Source organism: Pandoraea sp. XJJ-1 (assembly GCF_026802345.1).
Classification (GTDB): domain Bacteria; phylum Pseudomonadota; class Gammaproteobacteria; order Burkholderiales; family Burkholderiaceae; genus Pandoraea; species Pandoraea cepalis.
Map to the genome: position 1 here is coordinate 3,433,889 of NZ_CP113827.1, position 19,822 is coordinate 3,453,710.

Sequence of the window (19,822 nt, forward strand, 5' to 3'; positions counted from 1 at the left end):
ATACCAATGAAAACCGTTGTGACCAAAGCCGTGTTCCCCGTTGCGGGCCTCGGCACCCGATTCCTCCCGGCCACCAAGGCAAGCCCGAAGGAAATGCTGCCCGTCGTGGACAAGCCGCTGATTCAATACGCGGTGGAAGAAGCGGCGGCCGCCGGTATTACGGAGATGATCTTCGTGACGGGCCGCAACAAACGCGCGATCGAAGACCACTTCGACACGGCCTTCGAACTCGAAGCGGAACTCGAGGCCAAGAACAAGCAGGCGCTGCTCGACGTGGTGCATTCGATCAAGCCGCCGCATATCGATTGCTTCTACGTGCGCCAGCCCAAGGCGTTGGGCCTGGGTCACGCCGTGCTGTGCGCCGAGAAGCTCGTGGGCGATGAGCCGTTCGCCGTCATCCTCGCCGACGACTTGCTCGACGGCGAGCCGCCGGTGCTCAAGCAGATGGTCGACCTGTACAACCACTATCACAACTCGATCATCGGCGTGGAAGAGATCCCCATCGAGCAAAGCCGCTCGTACGGGATCGTCGCGGGCAACGAGTGGGGCGAGAAGGATATCGTCAAGCTCACGAATATCGTCGAAAAGCCGGCGCCGGAAGATGCCCCGTCGAATCTGGGCGTGGTCGGCCGTTATGTGCTGCGCCCGCGCATTTTCGATTGCATCCGCGAAATCGATCCGGGCTCTGGCGGCGAGATTCAGTTGACCGACGCCATCCAGAAGCTGATGCAGGATGAAGTCGTGCTGGCGTATCGCTACCAGGGCAAGCGCTTCGATTGCGGCAGCAAGCTCGGCTACTTGAAAGCCACCGTGGAGTTCGCGCTGCGCCATCCGGAACTCAAGGATGCCTTCCGCGAATACCTGCGCGAGACGCAACTCGATCTGGCATAAGCGCCAGGCCTTGTGTCAAAGAAAAAGCCGACGGCAGTTGTCCGTCGGCTTTTTTGTGCCCGCTGCGCCGCCCATCACGCTGCGGCGGTCGGGCTCGGCGAGTTGCCGCCACGCGATCAGCGGCGGCGCATCAGGAAGTGAAACGTCTTGCCCTCTTCGCGCGATTCGATGAGTTCGTTGCCGGTTTGCTTGGCAAACGCGCTGAAGTCGCGCGCCGAGCCCGGATCGGTGGCAATGATGTGCAACACTTCGCCGCTCTGCATGTCGGCGAGCGCTTTCTTGGCGCGCAGGATCGGCAGCGGGCAGTTCAGTCCGCTTGCGTCGACTTCTTTCTGAAATTCCATGCTCATGTTCCTGATGTCCCTTGGATCCGACTCGTTCTGATCGTGTACCGGGGGTTGGCCCGCAAGCTGCGATTCTACCGCAGTCCTCGCGCCCGCTTGTCAGCCGGCAATGGATTGCCGGGCCGATTCGACGTACTCGACCGGCAGATTGCGCCGCCGCAGCCACTCCGCCACCGCGTGCCCGGTGCCGGCGCGCCACGGACGCACCCGCTCAGGCTCGACAAGCCGGAACTCAGCGAGTTCGTCCGACAGACGAATGTCGCCATCGCAGACCGCGTGATACGCGATGATCAGCTCGTTCTTGCGCATGAATTCGTAGACGCCGAGCAGCGACATCGCGCCAGCATCCAGATTGGTCTCTTCCTTGATCTCGCGCCGGATGCCGTCTTCAGGCGTTTCGTCGCGCTCGAGAAAGCCCGTGATGAGCGCAAACATGCCCTCGGTCCAGGTGGCATTGCGCGCCAGCAGGATCTGGCCGCGGTACTCCACGAGTCCGGCCACGACCGGCAGCGGATTGTCCCAATGGACGAAACCGCAAGCCGCGTCGGGACAGGCGCGGCGAATGCGCCCGGCGACCTCGCGCGAGTCGAGCGGCGAGGCACAGCGGGGACAGAAAATGAGTTCGTTCATGATCGTTCTTTGGCGAATTCGAATATCTTAAATGAACTCATGACGCGCTGCACATTCCGCAGATTCCGAGACACCTGTGGACCAAGCCCATTGGGGCCACGGCGTATAATCGCGCAAACCCTTCTCCGTCGTCGCTCACGATCCCGTGTCAGATCTCTCGTCCAACGCCTCGTCAACACCGCCCTCCCCGCCTGCGTCGCCTGCATCGCTCACATTATCGAAGCGGCTGGCCAGACGTGGCATCCATCGCTCGCGTCGTCTCTGGCATAACTACGGCGTGTTCTGGCTGGGTGCGGTGCTCGTGGGTCTGGTCTCGGTGGTGTACGCCAAGCTGATCGACTTCGGCTTCGAGCTGTTCCAGCGCATGCTGTCGCATGGCATCTGGCTGCCCCTGATCGTCACGCCGCTTGGCGCCTCGCTGGCCATCTGGCTGACGCAGAAGTTCTTCCGCGGCTCAGAGGGCAGTGGGATTCCTCAAGTCATCGCAACACTTCAGGAGTCGCGCCTGTCGTCGTCGCTATTGTCGATGCGCATCATGATTGGCAAGATCGCGATCTCGTTTATCGGCATTCTTTGCGGCTTCACCATCGGTCGCGAAGGGCCGACGGTGCAGATCGGCGCGTCGCTCATGTATGCCATGCGGCGCGGGTATCGGCGCAGCAGTGTCCATATCGAGCGTCAGCTGACGCTGGCCGGCGCGGCCGCGGGCCTCGCGGCGGCGTTCAACACGCCGCTCGCGGGCGTGGTATTCGCCATTGAGGAACTGAGCCGCAGCTTCGTCGCTCGCAGCTCCGGCACGCTCATCACAGCCATCATCTTTTCCGGCGTCGTGGCACTCGGTCTACAGGGCAACTACCTGTACTTCGGACAGATCAAGGCGCTCAGCGAGTTTCACTGGACGCTGATCCCGGTGCTCGTTGCCGCCAGCCTGCTGACCGGCGTGGCCGGCGGACTGTTCGGCTGGCTGATGCTCAACGTGCCGCGCTGGATGCCCGCGCCGCTGGTCGGCATGCGTCGTGCGCACCCGGTGCGCTTCGCGTTTCTGTGTGGTCTGGCCATCGCCATCATCGGACTGGTCTCGGGGGGCACGACCTTCGGCAGCGGCTACGCGGAGGCGCGCGGCCTGCTGGAGTCGCATGTCGCACTGTCGCCGCTCTATGCCCTGTTGAAGTTCGCGGCGTTGTGTGTGTCCTACCTGTCGGGCATTCCGGGCGGCATTTTCGCGCCGTCGCTCGCCATTGGGGCCGGGCTGGGCAACGTGATGGCCCATCTCACATCGGTGGTACCGCTCCCGGCCATTGCCGCGTTGTGTATGGTCGGGTATCTGGCGGCGGTCACGCAATCACCGATCACGTCGTTCGTGATCGTCATGGAGATGATCGACGGCCACCAGATGGTGATCCCGCTCATGGCCGTGGCCCTGCTCTCGACCCAGGTGTCGAAAACGATCGCGCCGTCGTTCTATCACGCGCTGGCGCATCGTTTTCTCACCCCCACGGCGCCCACACCGCGACAAGCATAAATCGCGCGACGGACTGCCGTGCCGGGATCGATGACGTGTGCGTCACCGGTTCGCGCACAGCGCCCGAATATCCGCCGCCAGACGCTCGACCGTCTCCGGCCGGGTGTCCCACGCGCACATCAAGCGGCAACCGCCCGCGCCGATGAACGTGTAGAAGCGCCAGCCCTTGGCGCGGAGCGCCTCGATCACATGCAGCGGCAGTTCCGCGAATACGGCATTGGCTTGCGTCTCGAACATGATCGACACACCCGGCACGTCGCGAATGCGCTGCGCGAGCAACTGCGCCATCGCATTCGCGTGACGCGCGTTGCGCAGCCAGGTGTCGTTCTCCAGCATGCCAAGCCAGGGCGCGGAAATGAACCGCATCTTCGAGGCCAATTGCCCGGCCTGTTTTACCCGATACGCGAAGTCTTCCGACAGCGAGCGATTGAAGAACACCACTGCCTCGCCGACCGGCAGCCCGTTCTTCGTACCGCCGAAGCAAAGCACGTCCACGCCGGCCCGCCACGTCACGTCGCCCGGATGACAGCCCAGCGTCGCGACCGCATTGGCAAAGCGCGCGCCATCCATATGCACGCGCAAGTTGCGCCGTTTGGCCAACGCCGAGATCGCCTTGACCTCGTCGACCGAGTAGACCGTGCCGACCTCCGTGGCCTGCGTCAGCGTGACGACCTTGGGCTTCGGGAAGTGAATATCGGAGCGTCGATTGATGACGGACTCGATGGCGTCCGGGGTGAGCTTGCCGTTGTTCTCGCGACCGCGGGCGGTAAGCAGCTTCGCGCCATTGGAGAAAAATTCGGGACCGCCGCACTCGTCGGTCTCGACGTGGGCCAGTTCGTGGCAGATCACGGAGTGATACGACTGCGACAACGAGGCCAGCGCCAGTGAATTTGCCGCCGTGCCGTTGAAGACGAAGAAGACGTCGCAATCCGTATCGAACAGATTGCGAATACCGTCGCAGACACGCTGCGTCCAGGTATCGTCGCCATAAGCGACTTCGTGGCCGCTGGCATTGGCCTCAATCAGATAATGCAACGCCTCGGGACAAATCCCGGCGTAGTTGTCGGAGGCAAAATGTTGTGGCGTTTGGGCCGCCCCACCATCGGCGGCCGTCAGGGACGGAGCGTTCGTGAGGGCGGAGGCGAGAATGTTCGATGCAGACGGGACTTGCGACATGACAACCTCATCAATGCGGCAGGGATCCTGCGAGCCCCCTGCCTTCGACCTACCGGTGGCGCCCCTGCGGGAGACCACCGGCACCTTCAGACTGACTCGGGACGCGGATCCGACCACAGCGCGCCGGCGGTGGCCCAGTTCTCGGGCTTGACGTCAGTAATGATGATGTCGACAGACTCCGGCGTGCAACCGATCGTCGCGACGGCCGCTTCCGTGACCGCTTTGACGAATGCGCGCTTTTGCTCGATCGAGCGCCCCTCGAACATCTCGACGTGAAACGTTGGCATTGCAGTCTCTCTCCTTGTGTCGTTATCAAGATCGGCAGCGCCGCCCATGCTCGCATTCAAAGCTCGCGGGCTTGCCGTGCGTTCCCGATGTTGCGCCCGCGCGGCGTTCAATCGCGAAACGAGGCGTCTATTCTATCCAGTTTGCGCAGCAGCGCAGGCCACTCGAGCACGCCTTCGATGGCGCCCCCATCTTCGAGCTGAAGCGCGGTCTTGTCCTGCACGGCCGGACTCGGCAGATGGGGCGCCGTACCGCCCGCCAGCGCCTGCAACTGGATCTCGCACGCCTTGATGAGCGTTGCCATCAGCACGAAGGCCTCGGCCACCGAGCGTCCCGTCGTAAGCGTGCCGTGATTGCGCAACAGCATGGCCGAATGCGCGCCGAGCGACGCCACGAGCCGCTCGCCCTCGGACGGCGAAAACGCCAGCCCCTCGTAATCGTGATATCCGATACGCTCGTGAAAACGCAGCGCGTGCTGCGAGATCGGCAGCAGACCTTGCGGCTGGATCGACACCGCGATACCTGCCGTGTTGTGCAAATGCATGACGCATACGGCGTCCGGACGTGCCGCGTGCACCGCGCCATGCAGCGCAAACCCGGTCACGTTCACCGGATGTTCGCTCTCGCCCACGATCTCGCCGGTCATCGTAATCTTCACCAGGTTCGACGCTGTCACCTCATCGAACGTCAGACCGAATGGATTGATGAGGAAGTGCCCCGGCTCTCCCGGCACCATCGCCGAGATATGGGTGTAGATGAGATCGTCCCAGCCATACAGCGCAACGAGCCGGTAACACGCTGCAAGGTCGACACGCATCTGGCGCTCGGCGTCGCTGATGGCGGTGGCGGCTTTTCTGCCCGCCTGCAGGGTAAAAGACATAGCAAGTTCCAAGGGGATGAGAGTGTCGCCGCGGCGCCTTGGCGCCCGGGCGCATCAAGGTGCGCGCTCGAGCGAGCGTCGCCAGTCCCATACGAAGCCGATCGCCCCGAACACCAGCGCGCCACTCGCACATAGCAGTGCTGCCGTGAAGTTACCGGTCGCCGCGACCAGAGGCGCCGCGACCAGCGGTCCAACGATCTGCCCGATCCCGTAGGATGCCGTCACCAGGCCGATCAGACCATTGGCATTGTCCCCACGCAGGCGTCGGCACTCGCGCACCGCGTACACGGTAATCGCCGTGAACGGCAGTCCGACCAGCACGCTACCCACCGCGAACCCCACGACGTTCGGCAGCACGATGCCGATGCCAACGCCCACCCCTTGCGTGACATAGCATGCCGCGAGCAGTAGACGATTGTCCCAGGCCTGTGGCGCCCGTGCACCGATGATCGCACCGGGCATCACCATGAGGCCGAGCAACGGAAAGAAGAGATCCGGCCACGGAGAGCCAGGCAGCGCCTGCCGCGCAATCACCGGAAGGAAGGTGGCGGTGATGATGTAGCCGAAGCCGGCAAATCCGTAGAGCACCGTGACGGGAATCACCGTCTCGCCGCTGCCATGATTGACGGCATGCGCCGCGGTTTGCGCCTGTGCGGCGTGCGTAGCGTGCCCGGGGTTTGCCGCGCCAGCTGCCGTCGCGGGTGCGGGGCCATCCGGCTCGAAGGTGCGCCAGATCAACGCGAGCAGCGCCAGCGCCAGCCCCCCGCACAGCAGCCAACCACCGCGCGCAGGCCACGCGAGCGAGCTGTTCAGGCTCGCGAGCAGCCCCGTCACCACGATGCCGGCGCCGGGGCCCGCGAAAATCACGCCCCCCAGACTCGGCATGTGTAGCTCACCGAGCTTTCGGAAGGCCCAGCCGGCCGAAAACACCATCGCCCAGGCACTCATGATCCCCGCCAGCGTACGCACGACGGCCCACACGGCGAACGAATCGAGCAGGCCCATGGCGAGCGTCAGCACGACCGTGAGCGCCAGTGCGAAACGCACGATGCGCGTCGGGGTGAAGCGCAGCCACATACACGACAGCGCGCCGACGAAGTAGCCCGCATAGTTGAGCGACGCGAGCCAACTGCCGTGTTGAATGTCGGTGAGGTGCTCATGCAGCATCAGCGGCAGCATCGGCGTGAACGCGAAGCGGCCAATCCCCATGGCAATGGCGAGCGCGAGCATGCAAGACAGCGCAATGCGCCACGCCGCGCGCTCAGGGGACGGCTGGCGCGACGAGATGGCGCGGTCGGATTCGGTGAAAGTGGCGGGCATAACGGTAGCGGGGGAAAATCGCGCGACGACACGCGAGGTCTGCCGAATACTTTACATGCAAACCATCAGGACAAGCGGGGGTTCCCCTGTGGCATCAGGGGCAATGCGCGGCATTTTCCGTGCGCGTCCGCCTGAATCCTTTCGCTTGCGAAACACTGACCTCTCCCGCTTACAGATCCTTTCGAATACCGAAACTGTACTGCTGGGGCATCAGGCCACATGATAAAAAAACCCCAAGGGTCGGATCGCGATCCAACGCTTGGGGTTCTGTGCAACTTGCGTGCGGCAAGCGGCAAGCGCGATCCCGACGCGCTACCGGGGCTGACAGGTCCCACAGCGAGCCGCGACGGACACCGCCGCGCTCGCCTCACCGTTACAGCTTGCCAGCCACCCAGCCCTGCACACCGGCGAGCGCCTGCGACAACTGCGACGGATCGGTACCACCGGCCTGCGCCATGTCGGGACGACCACCGCCCTTGCCGCCGACCTGTTGCGCGACGAAGTTGACCAGCTCACCCGCCTTGACCTTGCTGGTGGCGTCGGCCGTCACGCCGGCGATCAGGCTGACCTTGCCGCCCTCGACCGCCGCGAGCACGATTGCCGCGCTGCCCAGCTTGTCCTTGAGCTTGTCCATCGTCTCGCGCAGCGACTTGACGTCGGCGCCTTCGAGTTGCGCGGCCAGCACCTTCAGACCGCTCACATCGACGGCCTTCTCGAGCAATTCGTCGCCCTGGCTCGACGCCAGCTTAGACTTGAGTGCCGCCAGTTCCTTTTCCAGCGACTTGACCTGTTCCTGCACCTGCGCGATGCGTGGCGTCAGTTCGGCCGGCTGGGTCTTGAGCGCCGCAGCCGCTTCGTTGACCTGATCGTCGAGCTTCTGCACGAAACGCACCGAGTTGTCGCCGGTGATCGCTTCCACGCGGCGAATACCGGCGGCGACGCCCCCTTCCATCACGATCTTGAACAGGCCGATGTCGCCCGTGCGCGCCACGTGCGTACCGCCGCACAGTTCGCGCGACGTGCCGATATCGAGCACCCGCACTTCGTCGCCGTACCTCTCACCGAACAGAGCCATCGCGCCGCCCTTCACCGCGTCGTCAAACGACATCACGGCGGCCTGCGTCGGAGCATTGGCCAGCACTTCGGCGTTGACGATGTCCTCCACACGACGGATGTCGTCGGCCGTCATCGCGGCATTGTGGGCAAAGTCGAAACGGGTCTTGTCGGCGTCGACGAGCGAGCCCTTCTGTTGCACGTGGCCGCCCAGCACTTCGCGCAGCGCCTTGTGCATCAGGTGCGTTGCGGAGTGGTTGCGAACGGTGCGTGCGCGACGCACGGCATCGACCTGCGCCGTGACCGCCGCGCCCACGGTCAATTCACCCGATTCCAGCTTGCCGTAGTGACCGAAGACGTCAGCCTGAATCTTCTGCGTGTCCGACACACCGAAGCGGGCGCTGCCCGCCGTAATCAGCCCTTGATCGCCCACCTGGCCGCCCGACTCTGCGTAGAAAGGCGTGGTATCGAGCACTACGATGCCCTGCTGCCCGGCGGCGAGCTTGTTCACACTCGTGCCGTCGACGTAGAGCGCGGTCACCTTCGCGCCGTCGAGCGCGAGCTTGTCGTAGCCCTGGAAGCGCGTCTTGTCGCCGTTGTATTCGAGGGCCGTCGCCATCTTGAACTTGCCGGCGGCACGCGCCTGTTCGCGTTGACGCGCCATGGCGGCGTCGAAGCTCGCTTCGTCCACGGTGATGCTGCGCTCGCGGCAGACGTCCGCCGTCAGGTCGAGCGGGAAGCCGTACGTATCGTGCAGTTTGAAGGCGAGTTCGCCGTCGAGCGTAGTCACGCCGCGCTTGGCCAGATCGGCCAGGGCGCCGTCGAGAATCTCCATGCCGTTCTCGATGGTCTCGCCAAAGCGTTCCTCTTCCTGCTTGAGCACGTCGGTCACGCGCTGCTGCGCCTGCGCCAGTTCCGGATAGGCCGCGCCCATCTCGGCGACCAGGTCGGGCACGAGCTTGTAGAAAAACGGCGTCTTGCAGCCGAGCTTGTAACCGTGGCGGATCGCACGGCGGATGATTCGGCGCAGCACATAGCCGCGGCCTTCATTGCCCGGAATCACGCCGTCGACGATCAGGAACGAGCACGCGCGGATGTGATCGGCGATCACCTTGAGCGAGTTCGCGGCGAGATCGGTCACGCCGGTCTCACGGCCGGCCGCCTTGATCAGGTGCTGGAACAGGTCGATCTCGTAGTTGCTGTGTACGTGTTGCAGCACGGCCGCGATACGCTCCAGCCCCATACCGGTATCCACGCACGGCTTGGGCAGCGGCGTCATGTTGCCCTGCTCGTCGCGGTTGAACTGCATGAACACGAGGTTCCAGACTTCGATATAGCGGTCGCCGTCTTCTTCCGGCGATCCGGGCGGGCCGCCCCACACGTCTGCGCCGTGGTCGAAGAAAATTTCCGAGCACGGGCCGCACGGACCGGTGTCGGCCATCTGCCAGAAGTTGTCCGACGCGTAACGCGCGCCCTTGTTGTCGCCGATGCGGATGATGCGCTCGGTCGGCACGCCGACTTCCTTTGCCCAGATGTCGTAGGCTTCGTCGTCTTCCTGGTAGACGGTCACCCACAGCTTGTCCTTGGGCAGTTTGTAGACGTCCGTCAGCAGTTCCCAAGCGTATTGAATGGCTTCGCGCTTGAAGTAATCGCCGAACGAGAAGTTGCCCAGCATTTCGAAGAACGTGTGATGGCGGGCCGTGTAGCCGACGTTTTCGAGGTCGTTGTGCTTTCCGCCCGCGCGCACGCTGCGCTGGGCCGTGGTCGCGCGCTTGTAGGGGCGCGTTTCGAGACCGAGGAAGACGTCCTTGAACTGCACCATGCCGGAGTTCGTGAACAGCAGCGTGGGGTCGTTGGACGGCACGAGGCTCGACGAGCGCACGATGGTGTGCCCCTTCGACTCGAAGAAGGTGAGGAATTTTTCCCGAATGTCTGCGACTTTCATAGCGTGCGAAGGAGCGTGGGGACCGGGCCAGTCAAGCTGGGCGGGGTATTTTGCAAACTTTTGATTATACGGGAAATCAGTCCCCCCACAGCGCCCAGCCAACAACCGCACTGCGAAACGGCGCTGGTCAGTTGCGCATTGCACACCGTAGACTTCAACGCGCTAGTTCCGCAATGCAAAACAATGTTCCGATCACAACGTCGGGACAGCAATCAGACGATGAAATCGAGGAGAGAGCGGACGATGGGTGCGCTGAGTCATATCCGGGTGTTGGACCTTTCGCGCGTGTTGGCCGGCCCATGGGCCACACAGAATCTGGCCGATCTGGGCGCGGACGTGATCAAGGTCGAGCGCCCCGGTGTCGGGGACGACACTCGCCGATGGGGGCCGCCTTATCAGCGTGACGCCGACGGACGCGAGACGGGCGAAGCCGCCTACTACCTCGCCGCAAACCGCAACAAGCGCTCGCTCACGTTGGATATCGCCTCTGGCGAAGGGCAGGCGATCGTCAAGGCATTGGCGGCGCAGAGCGACGTGATCGTCGAGAACTATAAAGTTGGTCAGTTGGCGAAATACGGGCTGGATTACGCGTCGTTGCGCGCCATCAAGCCCGATCTCGTCTATTGCTCGGTGACAGGCTTCGGCCAAGATGGCCCCTACGCGTCGCGCGCGGGCTACGACTTCATCGTGCAGGGGATCGGGGGCTTCATGAGCATTACGGGCGAGCGTGACGGCCTGCCGGGCGGCGGCCCACAGAAGGCGGGCGTCGCGATTGCCGATCTGATGACCGGGATGTACGCGACCATCGCCATCATGGCAGCGCTCACGCATCGTGACCGCACGGGAGTCGGTCAATACATCGACATGGCGCTGCTCGACACGCAGGTGGCGATGCTGGCGAACATGAACACGAATTATCTCGCAAGCGGCGAGGCACCGGTTCGCTGGGGCAATGCGCATCCGAACATCGTGCCGTACCAGACATTCCAGACGGCGGACGACGGCTGGATCATCGTGGCGGTGGGCAACGACGGCCAGTTCCGCAAGTTCGTGGAGGCTGGCGGCGAAGCGGCACTGGCGGACGACGCACGTTTTGCGACGAATCCATCGCGCGTGCGGCAACGGGAAGTGCTCGTGCCGATGCTCGCCGACATGGTGCGCAAGTTCGGGAAGGATGTCTGGATCGACAAGCTGGAAGCGGCGGGCGTGCCATGCGGGCCGATCAACACGTTGCCGGAGGTGTTCGCGAATCCGCAGGTGAAGGCGCGCGGCATGGAAGTGGCGTTGCCGCATCCGTCTGGGGGTGTCGCCCGGGTGGTCGCGAGTCCCATGAAGATGAGCGAGACGCCGCCGATCGCGCGCACCGCGCCGCCCACGTTGGGGCAGCACAGCGACGACATCCTGCGTGAACGCCTCGGCTTCGACGACGCCAGGATTGCGCAGTTGCGCGCCGATGGCGTGGTTTGAATCGGAGTATCGAAAAAAAACAATCGACGGGCTTCGCGGCGCGTCGTCGGCATGAGCCAATTCGCGCTCAATGTTTTGGCGGTGTCGCGAAAGGGCTTTTTGTTATACTCTTGCGCTCGCGAGACTGTAGGACGCCTGCGTCAAACCGTAATCGCGCCCTCCCTGTAGTTCAATGGATAGAACGAGTGCCTCCTAAGCGCTAGATACAGGTTCGATTCCTGTCGGGGGGACCAGCAGAATAAGGCTTTCAGCGATCGCTGTGACACGTTTGTGTCAAATCAGCACGTATTACCCTCGATTGTCGGTCTTGACGCTGGGGTCAGCCTGCATCTTGCCTCGGAAGTAGCTGGCGATGCCGAGCACGGGAGCCATAGTAGCCATCACGGCAGCCTCTGCGCCAAGCATCCCCGGCAACTGGGACAGCACCTCTGCGTTTACCTTGAAGAACATCACACTGAGATAGGCCACGGCAACCGTCACGCCGGATGCTAACCCCAGCAATCCAAAGCAGAAGCCGACGAACGGGCGCCATGCGTAAGTTGGCCAGTGGTCGGCTTTGGCTTCAACCTGCATGGTTTGATTCACGGCCGCGGTATTCTGCGCATCGGCCGCAATCTCGGCTTTTTGCAAGTCGGCAGCCACTTCTGCGAGGTGCGATTGCTGCTCGAGCACCGCCTTCTGGAACTGCATGGCGAGGTTAGGATCGGCCTGAATGGCAGCGAGCGCGGCATCCGGGGCAGACTGTCCAGTGACCGCCTGGGCTACACCGACAACCTTGCTGGCAACGTCCTCGGCCTTGGAGCCGCCTAGCCAGCCGGCTATCATCGGCGCGAATTGTGCGAGCGCCATTGCAATAGGGATAAGCGGCATCATGCAGCTCCTTTCATGAGATTTGAAGCAATACGACGGGACCAGCCTTTGCCGAAGTCAAGCCAGGTCTTGAGCGATGTGAAGTACGTCAGGCGTAGCGAGTTCCAGCGCATCATGAATCGCAGCGGGTCGGTAGCCTGAACCGCTGCAATGGTCTGCGGCCCGATCAAGCCGTCGACCTTCGTACCCGCGGCGCCCTGCATCCAGATCACAGGATGACCGCCGTTGTAGTTGGCGTCGAAGATTTGGAAGGCGACCCGGGTGTCGAGTTCATCGAGCCGCAAAGGATCCCAATAGAGCTTTTTGGCAATCGCCTTGGCGGTGTCGCGTGGCAAGTCACGCATGGGACCGAGATAGCCGTAGGCGCGCGCCACACGTGCGGTCACCCCAAACATTGTTTCGCCGCCTGGATCAGCGGGATTGTTGCTGTAGCCACCTTCATTGCCGATCAAGGCATCGAATGCATCGTCAAAGCTGCTCATGGCTTATCGGCCTTGGCATCAAGCTTGTCTTCGATGCGATCAAGTTTCTTGAAAATGGCATCGGTGACAGCCTGGAAGTCATCACGCCGGATGTACTCCTTGGCGACCTGCAATGCCAATTCCGTCATCTCCTTGCGGACTGTCCCAAGATCCTTGTGCGCCTGATCGATGCGACCATATGTCCGGCTGAGAAGAAATCCGAGTAAGGTAATCACGCCACCTCCGGCGAGCTGAATGATCATCCCAAGCTCCATGCTTCCCCCGTATCAGTCTGGAATGACGGCGCGTTGTCCGTCTGAGTTGTCGATGGATTTCTGGCAATGGTCTTTTTGGAACAGGCTGAGGAAGCGGCAGAGATAGCACCCCCACTGTTTTCCCTCGTTCTGCGCTTTACCGGCGCGCGAACTCATCGTTTCCAGCGGATCACCACCGGTCAGTGTATTGAGGCCCGCATCGAGCCAGATCAGCCAGTTGAGCAGGTAGCGCTTCATAGTCAGAAGAATGACGCCAGATATGCCGCTTTCGATCCGTAGGCGAACGCCTGCTTCAAGTCCATTGCGTTCGTTGCGCCAGCGCCTTGATCACCTGCGGCATAGGCAAAGTAAAGGTTGCCTCCCATTTCGCAGAAATCGATATCTGACGTGTTGGAAAGCTCATCCGGCAGCGTCGGCGTCAACGCATATTTAGTCGATTCCGTCCATGTTCCAGACGGATCGGTTGCGCGTGCCACGCGGGTCTTGAAGACACCCGATTCCACGACGAGGTAATGCATGTAGTAGTACCCGTTCGCGTAGTCAATGCGTGGGCATGCAACATAGCGATCTGAGCCGAACACGTTGCCGTAGGGAGCCCACGTAACGAGATCGGTCGAGACAAACCAACGGACGTTGAAGTCCGTGTATCCGTAATATGGCTCCGAAGTCTCGTATGCCATCACATAGCGATTGGCATCGGGATCGAAACACACAGAGGTATTGAAAATCTTCTGACGCGGATCGCCAACCACCCATGTCTGATCCGGAGTTGACCATGTTGCGAGGTCAGTCGTCTCCATGTGCCAGATGCTGTTGCCGGGGGCGCCTACATCGCGCGTCCCCCAGTAATGCAAGGTCTGGTTCGGCGCGGTGCCGACCACCAGCGCACAGCCGAGCGACATGCTCTGTGCCGGCACCGTGCCGATCGTCTCACCGGTGATGAAGTCGCGGATGACCAGCGTGTCGGCCTGCGCGGGCGTGCGTGGCACGTACAGGATGATCAGCCGACCGTTGAAATTGACAACGCTGGATTCGACGGCGAAAGGGGCGAAAACGGCGGCAGTTTTGGTGAGCATAATTTTCCTTTAAATCTATGATTAGCTGAGTTCTAACCAGCTCGCAATTATGGAAACGCTGGAAGCATTCGATACGACGTAGGTAGCACCAGGGGGCACGATAAAACTAAATGAATTACGAAAAGCTTGGTATGACGACCCATTGTTTTGATTTGTCGCAATTTCACCAATAGTCAGCGAGCCATTAATAGCAATACTTATATTAGCGGCAACGGCCTGAGTGCTATAGGCGCACACAATCACTTGAATAGGAGCATTTCCATTGTTTGTATAAACAGTACCAATTGCCCTATTTGCTGTTTGATCAGACCACGTCTGACCGACCCCTAGCGCTTGAGAGCGATTGATAGCGTGATTGCTTTTGGTCGCGGCAGGAATTTGTAAATTTCCGCCGCCGGAGGAAAACAAAATGAAAACGCCAAGAGCTGCGCTCCACATAATCCCGCATTGGCCGCCGGCAACAATTTCGCCACCCTGCAATGCCGATAGATTCAGGCCGACAATGCTTTGTACACCCAGGCTATTGACATTGATCGTGGCCGCTCCGGTATTCGCGGCTTTCGCCTTAAACCACAAAACCATGCCATCAACGAGAGCGCTAATTGCTGGGTAGTAATCCGCTACAGCGGCATTGGCCGCTCCGGAATCAACGGCAAAAAGAAGCGCGTTTGTCTGCCCGGCAGGAAGCGTAACGACACTTCCCAAATCAACCTGTGCGAGCTGAAATCTGGTGCCGTCGTAGAAAACACTGACCCGCGCACCTGCTTTCGGCATATCACCGATAGCTAAAGCGCTAGTGATACTTTTTGTGATGCTTTTTGCTCCCAGCCCATTGATATTCAATGTGACGGCGGTCGTCGTATTGGTGCCAGCAGAAATGAAATCAAAGCGCTGTCCAGCGGCATAGGCCGTGATCGCCGGAGAAAGTGTGCCCGTGATTGTGTCGGTGCCGGCGATGCTGCCCAGAAGGGTGAACGCAGAATCCTGCACTTGCCCGACAGCCGCATATTCGCCACGCCCTACTGCATTCGCGACGTTCAGGTGCCGGAAGCCACCCATCGGAAGGTTCGCGGTCGGCGTCGTCTGGCCATCCTTCGTGATGCAATCGGAAAGGCCCGAGGCAATATCCGCATCCTGATTTTGCATCCGGGATGAGCTAATATTAAGATTCTGGGCCGCGTCGTTTTGCCAGTTGTATAGCAAATTGAACAGGCCGCTTCCGTTAAATGGCATGGTGATCCCCTATGGAATATCTGGGTGCAGTTGCGATGGCTGTTGGCATATCGTTCTGGGGCATCGTGTTTGACCTAGCGCGGCGCAGCCGCTATGCCCGCCGCAAGGCCGCCGCCAGAGAGCAGGCGGCCCAGAAGCGCCGCTTGCGCTGGATTCATGGGGGTCGCCGTCTGGGGTACCTGTGCCGCCAGTGCTTCGCCTACTGCGCGCGCGTTCGTCGCTCCCTGCATCCCCTTCGTGATGGCACCCGTGGCGAGGCTGCCACCTGGGACTACGTGGAAGAGTCCGAGAGCACCCTTGCCGAGCGCCGAAAGAATCGCCGAACTCGTATTCGAGGTATTGACGGCCGCGGCTGACGGCGTCGAATTTATGTAGGCGCCCACGCGCCCGAAGGCATGCATTTGCGCGATTTCTTGCGGTCCGAAAAAGGCCCCTAGCTTGTCAGTGCCGAGATCGGATAGCGCTTTCGAATAGCGTTCCGGCGTGAAAATCTTGTCCCCCGCTGCATTCTGGCCGAACGCCGCGTTTTGCAGCTTCGCCCCGATCTGCGCACGCGCTTGCTGGAACGACTGCGGATCGAGCAGTTTCGCGAGGCCTTGCACCTCTTCCGTATTGCCGTTGATGATGAAGCGCTGCACGAAGTCATCGGGCGCGACCGTACCCTGCGCAGCCGCGTTCAGCGCCGGCACTGCGTCGTGCAAGGCGAACCGTTGAGCGGCGAGAGCGCGCGGGGCTGCAAAGACGCCGCCTTGATCATCAGCTTGCAATATCGCGTTCTTGACCGACGTTGACAGTTCGCCGAGCGCGCTGTTCGTGGCCGGATCGTTGCTTCGGTTCGCATTAATCACCTTCAAGAGGTTTTCAGCGTCTCCGATGCCAAATACCTTGCGCTGCGCGCCCCCGAGCAGTCCATATTGCTCAAACGCGTTGCGCACTCCGCCCGGCACCTTCTCCGCGTAGTTGTTCAGGATCGTCGCGTAGTCCTGGGCAATGCCTGATAGGGGCACCGTATCGTTGACGCCCGATGAAGCACGCGCGGTTTGATAAGCCGCCGTCACCCCCTTGCGCATCGTCTCGTCAGCGTCTGCGAGCGAGCCGCTGAGCATCTTGCCGGCCGGATACGATTCGAGCGCCTGATTGCCGCCGAAGTTGGAAATGCCTTTTTGGAGCGCTTGGTTTTGCGAATTGAACCTCTGCAGCAGGGGATCGCCGACACCTTCGATACCGCGCAGATTGCGCTCGGCAGCGAACTGCGCCGGATCGCGCGTAATCTGGCCAAGCGTCGGCGGGATACCGACAGCTTCGAAATCGGCATTGCGCATGAGCGCCGCCGGATCAAGCTGCTGACCGTTCTTGAGCGCATTTGTAACAGTCGCGCGCAGGTTTGCGAGCTGACTAGCCGGCACGTCCGCGATCGTTTGGCCGGTTTCCTTCAGCGCCTGACTGATCATCTGATCGGTTTGCGCGGCTGCCTGCATGCCAGCCATACCACCCGACGAGCCGCCGACCGCATTCGACACATAACCGGCGACCTTCGATATGAGCGGCGCAATGACTTTCGACATGATCGGCGTTGCGACGGCGCCGGTTCCCGCACCGACGAGCATCTGGCCGAGCTTCTGGCCGGAGAAGCGCGTATCCGCATCCTGCGTGACAGGTTGCAGCGCGCCACCGACGACCCCGGCACCCGCGCCTGCCGCCGCCAATCCGCCGATGCCAGCCGTCGCGCCGGCTGCCGGCGAAAGCATCGCGGCGCCTATCGTGACGGGGCTGACGACGTTTCCGCCGAGGCGCAGCCAGTCGACGCCGTCCTGCCCGGCAGCCTTGCGCGCGGCCTGATACTGCTCCTCTTGATTCGAGATAGAGGCGTCGATCTGCTGGGAAGTAGCCGGCACCATGCCGAGCGCCTTCGTAATCGGACCTATGACCGGCTGATTATTGACCCACTGCGTTCCGTGGTTCACTGCATTGACAACCGCGCCGGGGAGCGTGTGCGTGAGCAGCTGAGCCCCCGCGTTCATCGGATCGAGAAGCCCTTGACTGATGCGCTGGCCGGCGGTGATGGATGCGACCGGTGAGGGCGGCGGGGCGATAACCTTCTCAGGCGACGGCGCTGACGACGCCGGACCGAATGCAGCAGAGAACGGATCATTGCCCGGAGCGCTGGTGGGTTGCGGAGGGCTCGACGCCTGTGTAGCAGCCGGGGGCTGCGAAACTGCCTGCGTCCCGAGAAACGCAGCCGAGAATGGATCATTGCTGGCGCCAGGCTGACCGTGCTGCGCCGATGTCAACTCATTCGCGCGCACAGAGCCGGAGATCGCCGAGGCGAGGACGTCGCCTAACTTGCGTACGGTCGCAACCGCGCCCGTTAGCTTCGAGGCGTAGTTCGGGTCCTGTGCATAGCCGCCTTTCTGCAATGCGGTCGCATAAGCCTGCGCATCACTGCCGGTACCGACTGCGCCCGGATAGTGCTTGGCTATTAAACTCGCGAATCCGGAGCCGAATGCATCGGGGGAATCGAATGCCTGATATTGGTCGGTGGCACCCGTCATGTTGTCGGTCGCTCCGATGCCTTGCCCCTTGATGTTGCCGAGGTTGTTCGTGCCCGGGATGATCGACTTGCCCCATCCCGTTTCCTCGCCCCAATGGCCGAGCACAACGTCCGGCGTCACGCCGATCTGCTGACCTACCTGCGCGGCGAGCGGCGCGTACTGGCTAACGAAGCTCTGAACCTGTGTCGGCATTACTGGCCTCCGCGCGGGTCAGGGATCCAGCCGTTTTGCACGGCGTAGTTGTACTTCTGACGGAACGCTTGCTGCTCGGCCGCCGTCATGCCCTTAACGAGTTGCCCGCGCTCGTCTGGCGCCATGTATACCGACTGGAAGATGCGCGGATCAAATCGATGATTGAACTGCGTCTGGAATTGGCCGTAGTCCTTCGGCGAATTACCTTGCGAGAGCCACTGCTGATAGGCGCGATTCTTGACGTCAATCGCATCCTCGTTGCCCTTGAGCAATTGGATGATTTGATGGTTGCCTAGGTTCGACAGGAGCTGGTTCGGATTCGCGTGCAACGTCGTTTGCATCGAGTTGTCGGAACCGGCCGACCCGAGCGTCTGGAACTGCTGCAGCGCGTACTGCGTCGACTGCTTATTGAAATCTTCCTGGCTGGAGATACTCTTTGGGTCGAACGGCTGCATGCCGGTCGGCAGCGTGCGGTTGATCATCGACTTCGTATAAAGCGACCAGTCGGCCCCCTTGCCGCCGGCGAACTGGCCAAGTGCATTGTCCATCTGCTCAAGGTAGGACTTGCGCATCGGCGCGCCCTCGGCTTGCTGTTGCAGTGAAAGGCCCTGCTTCGCGGCACCCTCGGCCATCGCATTTGCCGCTGGCGTCGCACCGAGTGCGGGAGCGGTCTGGACGCCTTGGCCGGTTCCGTTCGCGCGGTTCGCAATATTGAATACCGTGTCTACCGTGGGCGTGTTGGTTGTCGGGTTGAATGTGTCGTGCAGTTCATACTGTGCCCGGCCACGGGCTTCCGCACCGGCTGCATTTGCAATCGCCGCGGCAGAACCTTGCATCGGGGCCACGCCCGCCAAGTTACCCGAAGCACCAAATACCGGCTGTGCGCCCTTCGGCACGTCAGGCGAGTAATAGAGCGGCATATTGGTGCGAGGATCACGCGCTACGGTTCCAGGTGTTCCCTGATTTGGCGCCACATAGTTGTTCTTGAACAGTGCGCCTGCATTGGCTTGGGCCGTGTCTTGGCCAGCAGCGAGCGCCATACGCGTCGCATCCGTCGGCGCAGCCCATTGGGTGAGCATCCGACTGTAAGCGTCCGGCCCAACCATTGCGAAAATCTGCATCGACTCTTGAGGAGTCTTGCCGGGAAGCGTCATGGGGCCGTAATGGGCAGCAGGCTGTTGGCCGCCCATAGCCTGCCCGAGTTGGATCGGCGTCGGCGTATTCAGCCCCAAACCTGCCGAAACGCCTTGCATGGGCGCAGTGTCGTTGGCGCTTGATGGCGGCAGTGATACGGTGGGCCCCCCGCCAGAATCAGTAGATTGAGCTTGAGTATTGTCTCCACCTAAGAATGGCTTTCCAACCATCTGGCTCATCAATCCAGCTTGCTGGCCCATCGAATCCATCGACAGCTTGTTGCCTACATAGGCTTGCAGGAGCTTTGCGAAGCCGTTGAGCGGGCTGACGTGATATGCCATACCGCCGACCTGCGCGTTGCTGGTATCGAGCGGCGTCATCCCTTGCGCAAGCATGGCTTGCCCGATGGCCTGCCGTTGCTGCAACTGCACAAGATTCTGCTGCTGGTCGGGCGACAGCGTTGCGATCAGCGGATTCGACAATATCCCTTGACCACCAAGGATTTGGCCAGCCATA

General features: G+C 61.7%; 18 protein-coding genes and 1 tRNA gene. 4 read left to right on the forward strand and 15 right to left on the reverse strand.

Annotation, left to right across the window (positions count from 1 at the left end; translation table 11 throughout):
• The first annotated feature begins 6 nt into the window (after positions 1-6).
• Entirely contained in the window at positions 7-891 is an 885-nt protein-coding gene (galU, locus tag OYT13_RS15685) for a UTP--glucose-1-phosphate uridylyltransferase GalU (RefSeq protein ID WP_017231875.1), read from the forward strand.
• Between the two features lie 116 nt (positions 892-1,007).
• On the opposite strand, the gene OYT13_RS15690 is transcribed toward galU, so the two are convergent.
• Both OYT13_RS15690 and OYT13_RS15695 read right to left on the reverse strand, forming a co-directional pair.
• Positions 1,008-1,235, reverse strand: a complete 228-nt coding sequence (locus OYT13_RS15690; RefSeq protein WP_017231876.1) for a sulfurtransferase TusA family protein — start codon at positions 1,233-1,235, stop codon at positions 1,008-1,010.
• Between the two features lie 99 nt (positions 1,236-1,334).
• Positions 1,335-1,865 carry an NUDIX domain-containing protein gene (locus OYT13_RS15695; RefSeq protein WP_268566552.1) on the reverse strand — a complete coding sequence of 177 codons (531 nt, stop codon included), beginning with the start codon at positions 1,863-1,865 and terminating at the stop codon, positions 1,335-1,337.
• 226 nt (positions 1,866-2,091) lie between these two features.
• Here OYT13_RS15695 and OYT13_RS15700 point away from each other — a divergent pair, with 226 nt between their 5' ends.
• Entirely contained in the window at positions 2,092-3,387 is a 1,296-nt protein-coding gene (locus tag OYT13_RS15700; RefSeq protein ID WP_268567891.1) for a chloride channel protein, read from the forward strand.
• A 42-nt stretch (positions 3,388-3,429) separates the two neighbouring features.
• On the opposite strand, the gene OYT13_RS15705 is transcribed toward OYT13_RS15700, so the two are convergent.
• The 5 genes from OYT13_RS15705 to alaS form a co-directional block, all read right to left on the reverse strand.
• On the reverse strand, positions 3,430-4,563 hold the full coding sequence (locus OYT13_RS15705) for a threonine aldolase family protein (protein WP_017231879.1): 1,134 nt from the start codon (positions 4,561-4,563) through the stop codon (positions 3,430-3,432).
• Positions 4,564-4,649: 86 nt separating this feature from the next.
• Entirely contained in the window at positions 4,650-4,850 is a 201-nt protein-coding gene (locus OYT13_RS15710) for a 4-oxalocrotonate tautomerase (RefSeq protein ID WP_017231880.1), read from the reverse strand.
• A gap of 107 nt (positions 4,851-4,957) precedes the next feature.
• Positions 4,958-5,728 carry a class II aldolase/adducin family protein gene (locus tag OYT13_RS15715; protein ID WP_017231881.1) on the reverse strand — a complete coding sequence of 257 codons (771 nt, stop codon included), beginning with the start codon at positions 5,726-5,728 and terminating at the stop codon, positions 4,958-4,960.
• Positions 5,729-5,782: 54 nt separating this feature from the next.
• A complete protein-coding gene (locus OYT13_RS15720) occupies positions 5,783-7,048 on the reverse strand; it encodes a YbfB/YjiJ family MFS transporter (protein ID WP_261938304.1) in 1,266 nt (421 codons plus the stop codon).
• 373 nt (positions 7,049-7,421) lie between these two features.
• Positions 7,422-10,046: an alanine--tRNA ligase gene (alaS, locus tag OYT13_RS15725; RefSeq protein ID WP_268566553.1), complete on the reverse strand. Its 2,625-nt coding sequence runs from the start codon at positions 10,044-10,046 to the stop codon at positions 7,422-7,424.
• Positions 10,047-10,289: 243 nt separating this feature from the next.
• On the opposite strand from alaS, the gene OYT13_RS15730 reads away from it, so the two are divergent.
• Together OYT13_RS15730 and OYT13_RS15735 are read left to right on the forward strand one after the other, a co-directional pair.
• Positions 10,290-11,513 (forward strand): CaiB/BaiF CoA transferase family protein, encoded by a 1,224-nt coding sequence (locus OYT13_RS15730; protein WP_268566554.1) that lies wholly within the window; start codon positions 10,290-10,292, stop codon positions 11,511-11,513.
• Between the two features lie 158 nt (positions 11,514-11,671).
• Positions 11,672-11,746: transfer RNA gene (locus OYT13_RS15735), tRNA-Arg, on the forward strand.
• Positions 11,747-11,801: 55 nt separating this feature from the next.
• Here OYT13_RS15735 and OYT13_RS15740 read toward each other — a convergent pair.
• The 8 genes from OYT13_RS15740 to OYT13_RS15775 all read right to left on the reverse strand — a co-directional run bounded on the left by OYT13_RS15740 (position 11,802) and on the right by OYT13_RS15775 (position 19,821).
• Entirely contained in the window at positions 11,802-12,386 is a 585-nt protein-coding gene (locus OYT13_RS15740) for a hypothetical protein (RefSeq protein ID WP_268566555.1), read from the reverse strand.
• Positions 12,383-12,865 (reverse strand): glycoside hydrolase family 108 protein, encoded by a 483-nt coding sequence (locus OYT13_RS15745; RefSeq protein ID WP_268566556.1) that lies wholly within the window; start codon positions 12,863-12,865, stop codon positions 12,383-12,385. The genes OYT13_RS15740 and OYT13_RS15745 overlap by 4 nt, the downstream gene beginning before the upstream one ends.
• Complete coding sequence (locus OYT13_RS15750; protein WP_268566557.1) at positions 12,862-13,107, reverse strand: hypothetical protein; 246 nt, start codon at positions 13,105-13,107, stop codon at positions 12,862-12,864. The genes OYT13_RS15745 and OYT13_RS15750 overlap by 4 nt, the downstream gene beginning before the upstream one ends.
• A 24-nt stretch (positions 13,108-13,131) precedes the next feature.
• Positions 13,132-13,356, reverse strand: coding sequence for a hypothetical protein (locus OYT13_RS15755; RefSeq protein ID WP_268566558.1), 225 nt, complete (start codon positions 13,354-13,356; stop codon positions 13,132-13,134).
• 2 nt (positions 13,357-13,358) lie between these two features.
• Positions 13,359-14,195, reverse strand: coding sequence for a hypothetical protein (locus OYT13_RS15760; protein WP_268566559.1), 837 nt, complete (start codon positions 14,193-14,195; stop codon positions 13,359-13,361).
• A gap of 21 nt (positions 14,196-14,216) precedes the next feature.
• Positions 14,217-15,428, reverse strand: a complete 1,212-nt coding sequence (locus OYT13_RS15765; RefSeq protein WP_268566560.1) for a hypothetical protein — start codon at positions 15,426-15,428, stop codon at positions 14,217-14,219.
• 74 nt (positions 15,429-15,502) lie between these two features.
• Positions 15,503-18,172: a glucosaminidase domain-containing protein gene (locus OYT13_RS15770; RefSeq protein ID WP_268566561.1), complete on the reverse strand. Its 2,670-nt coding sequence runs from the start codon at positions 18,170-18,172 to the stop codon at positions 15,503-15,505.
• The gene (locus OYT13_RS15775) at positions 18,172-19,821 is read right to left on the reverse strand and encodes a hypothetical protein (RefSeq protein WP_268566562.1); all 1,650 of its coding nucleotides are present in this window, start codon (positions 19,819-19,821) and stop codon (positions 18,172-18,174) included. Before OYT13_RS15775 ends, OYT13_RS15770 begins: the two co-directional genes overlap by 1 nt.
• Position 19,822 lies beyond the last annotated feature (1 nt).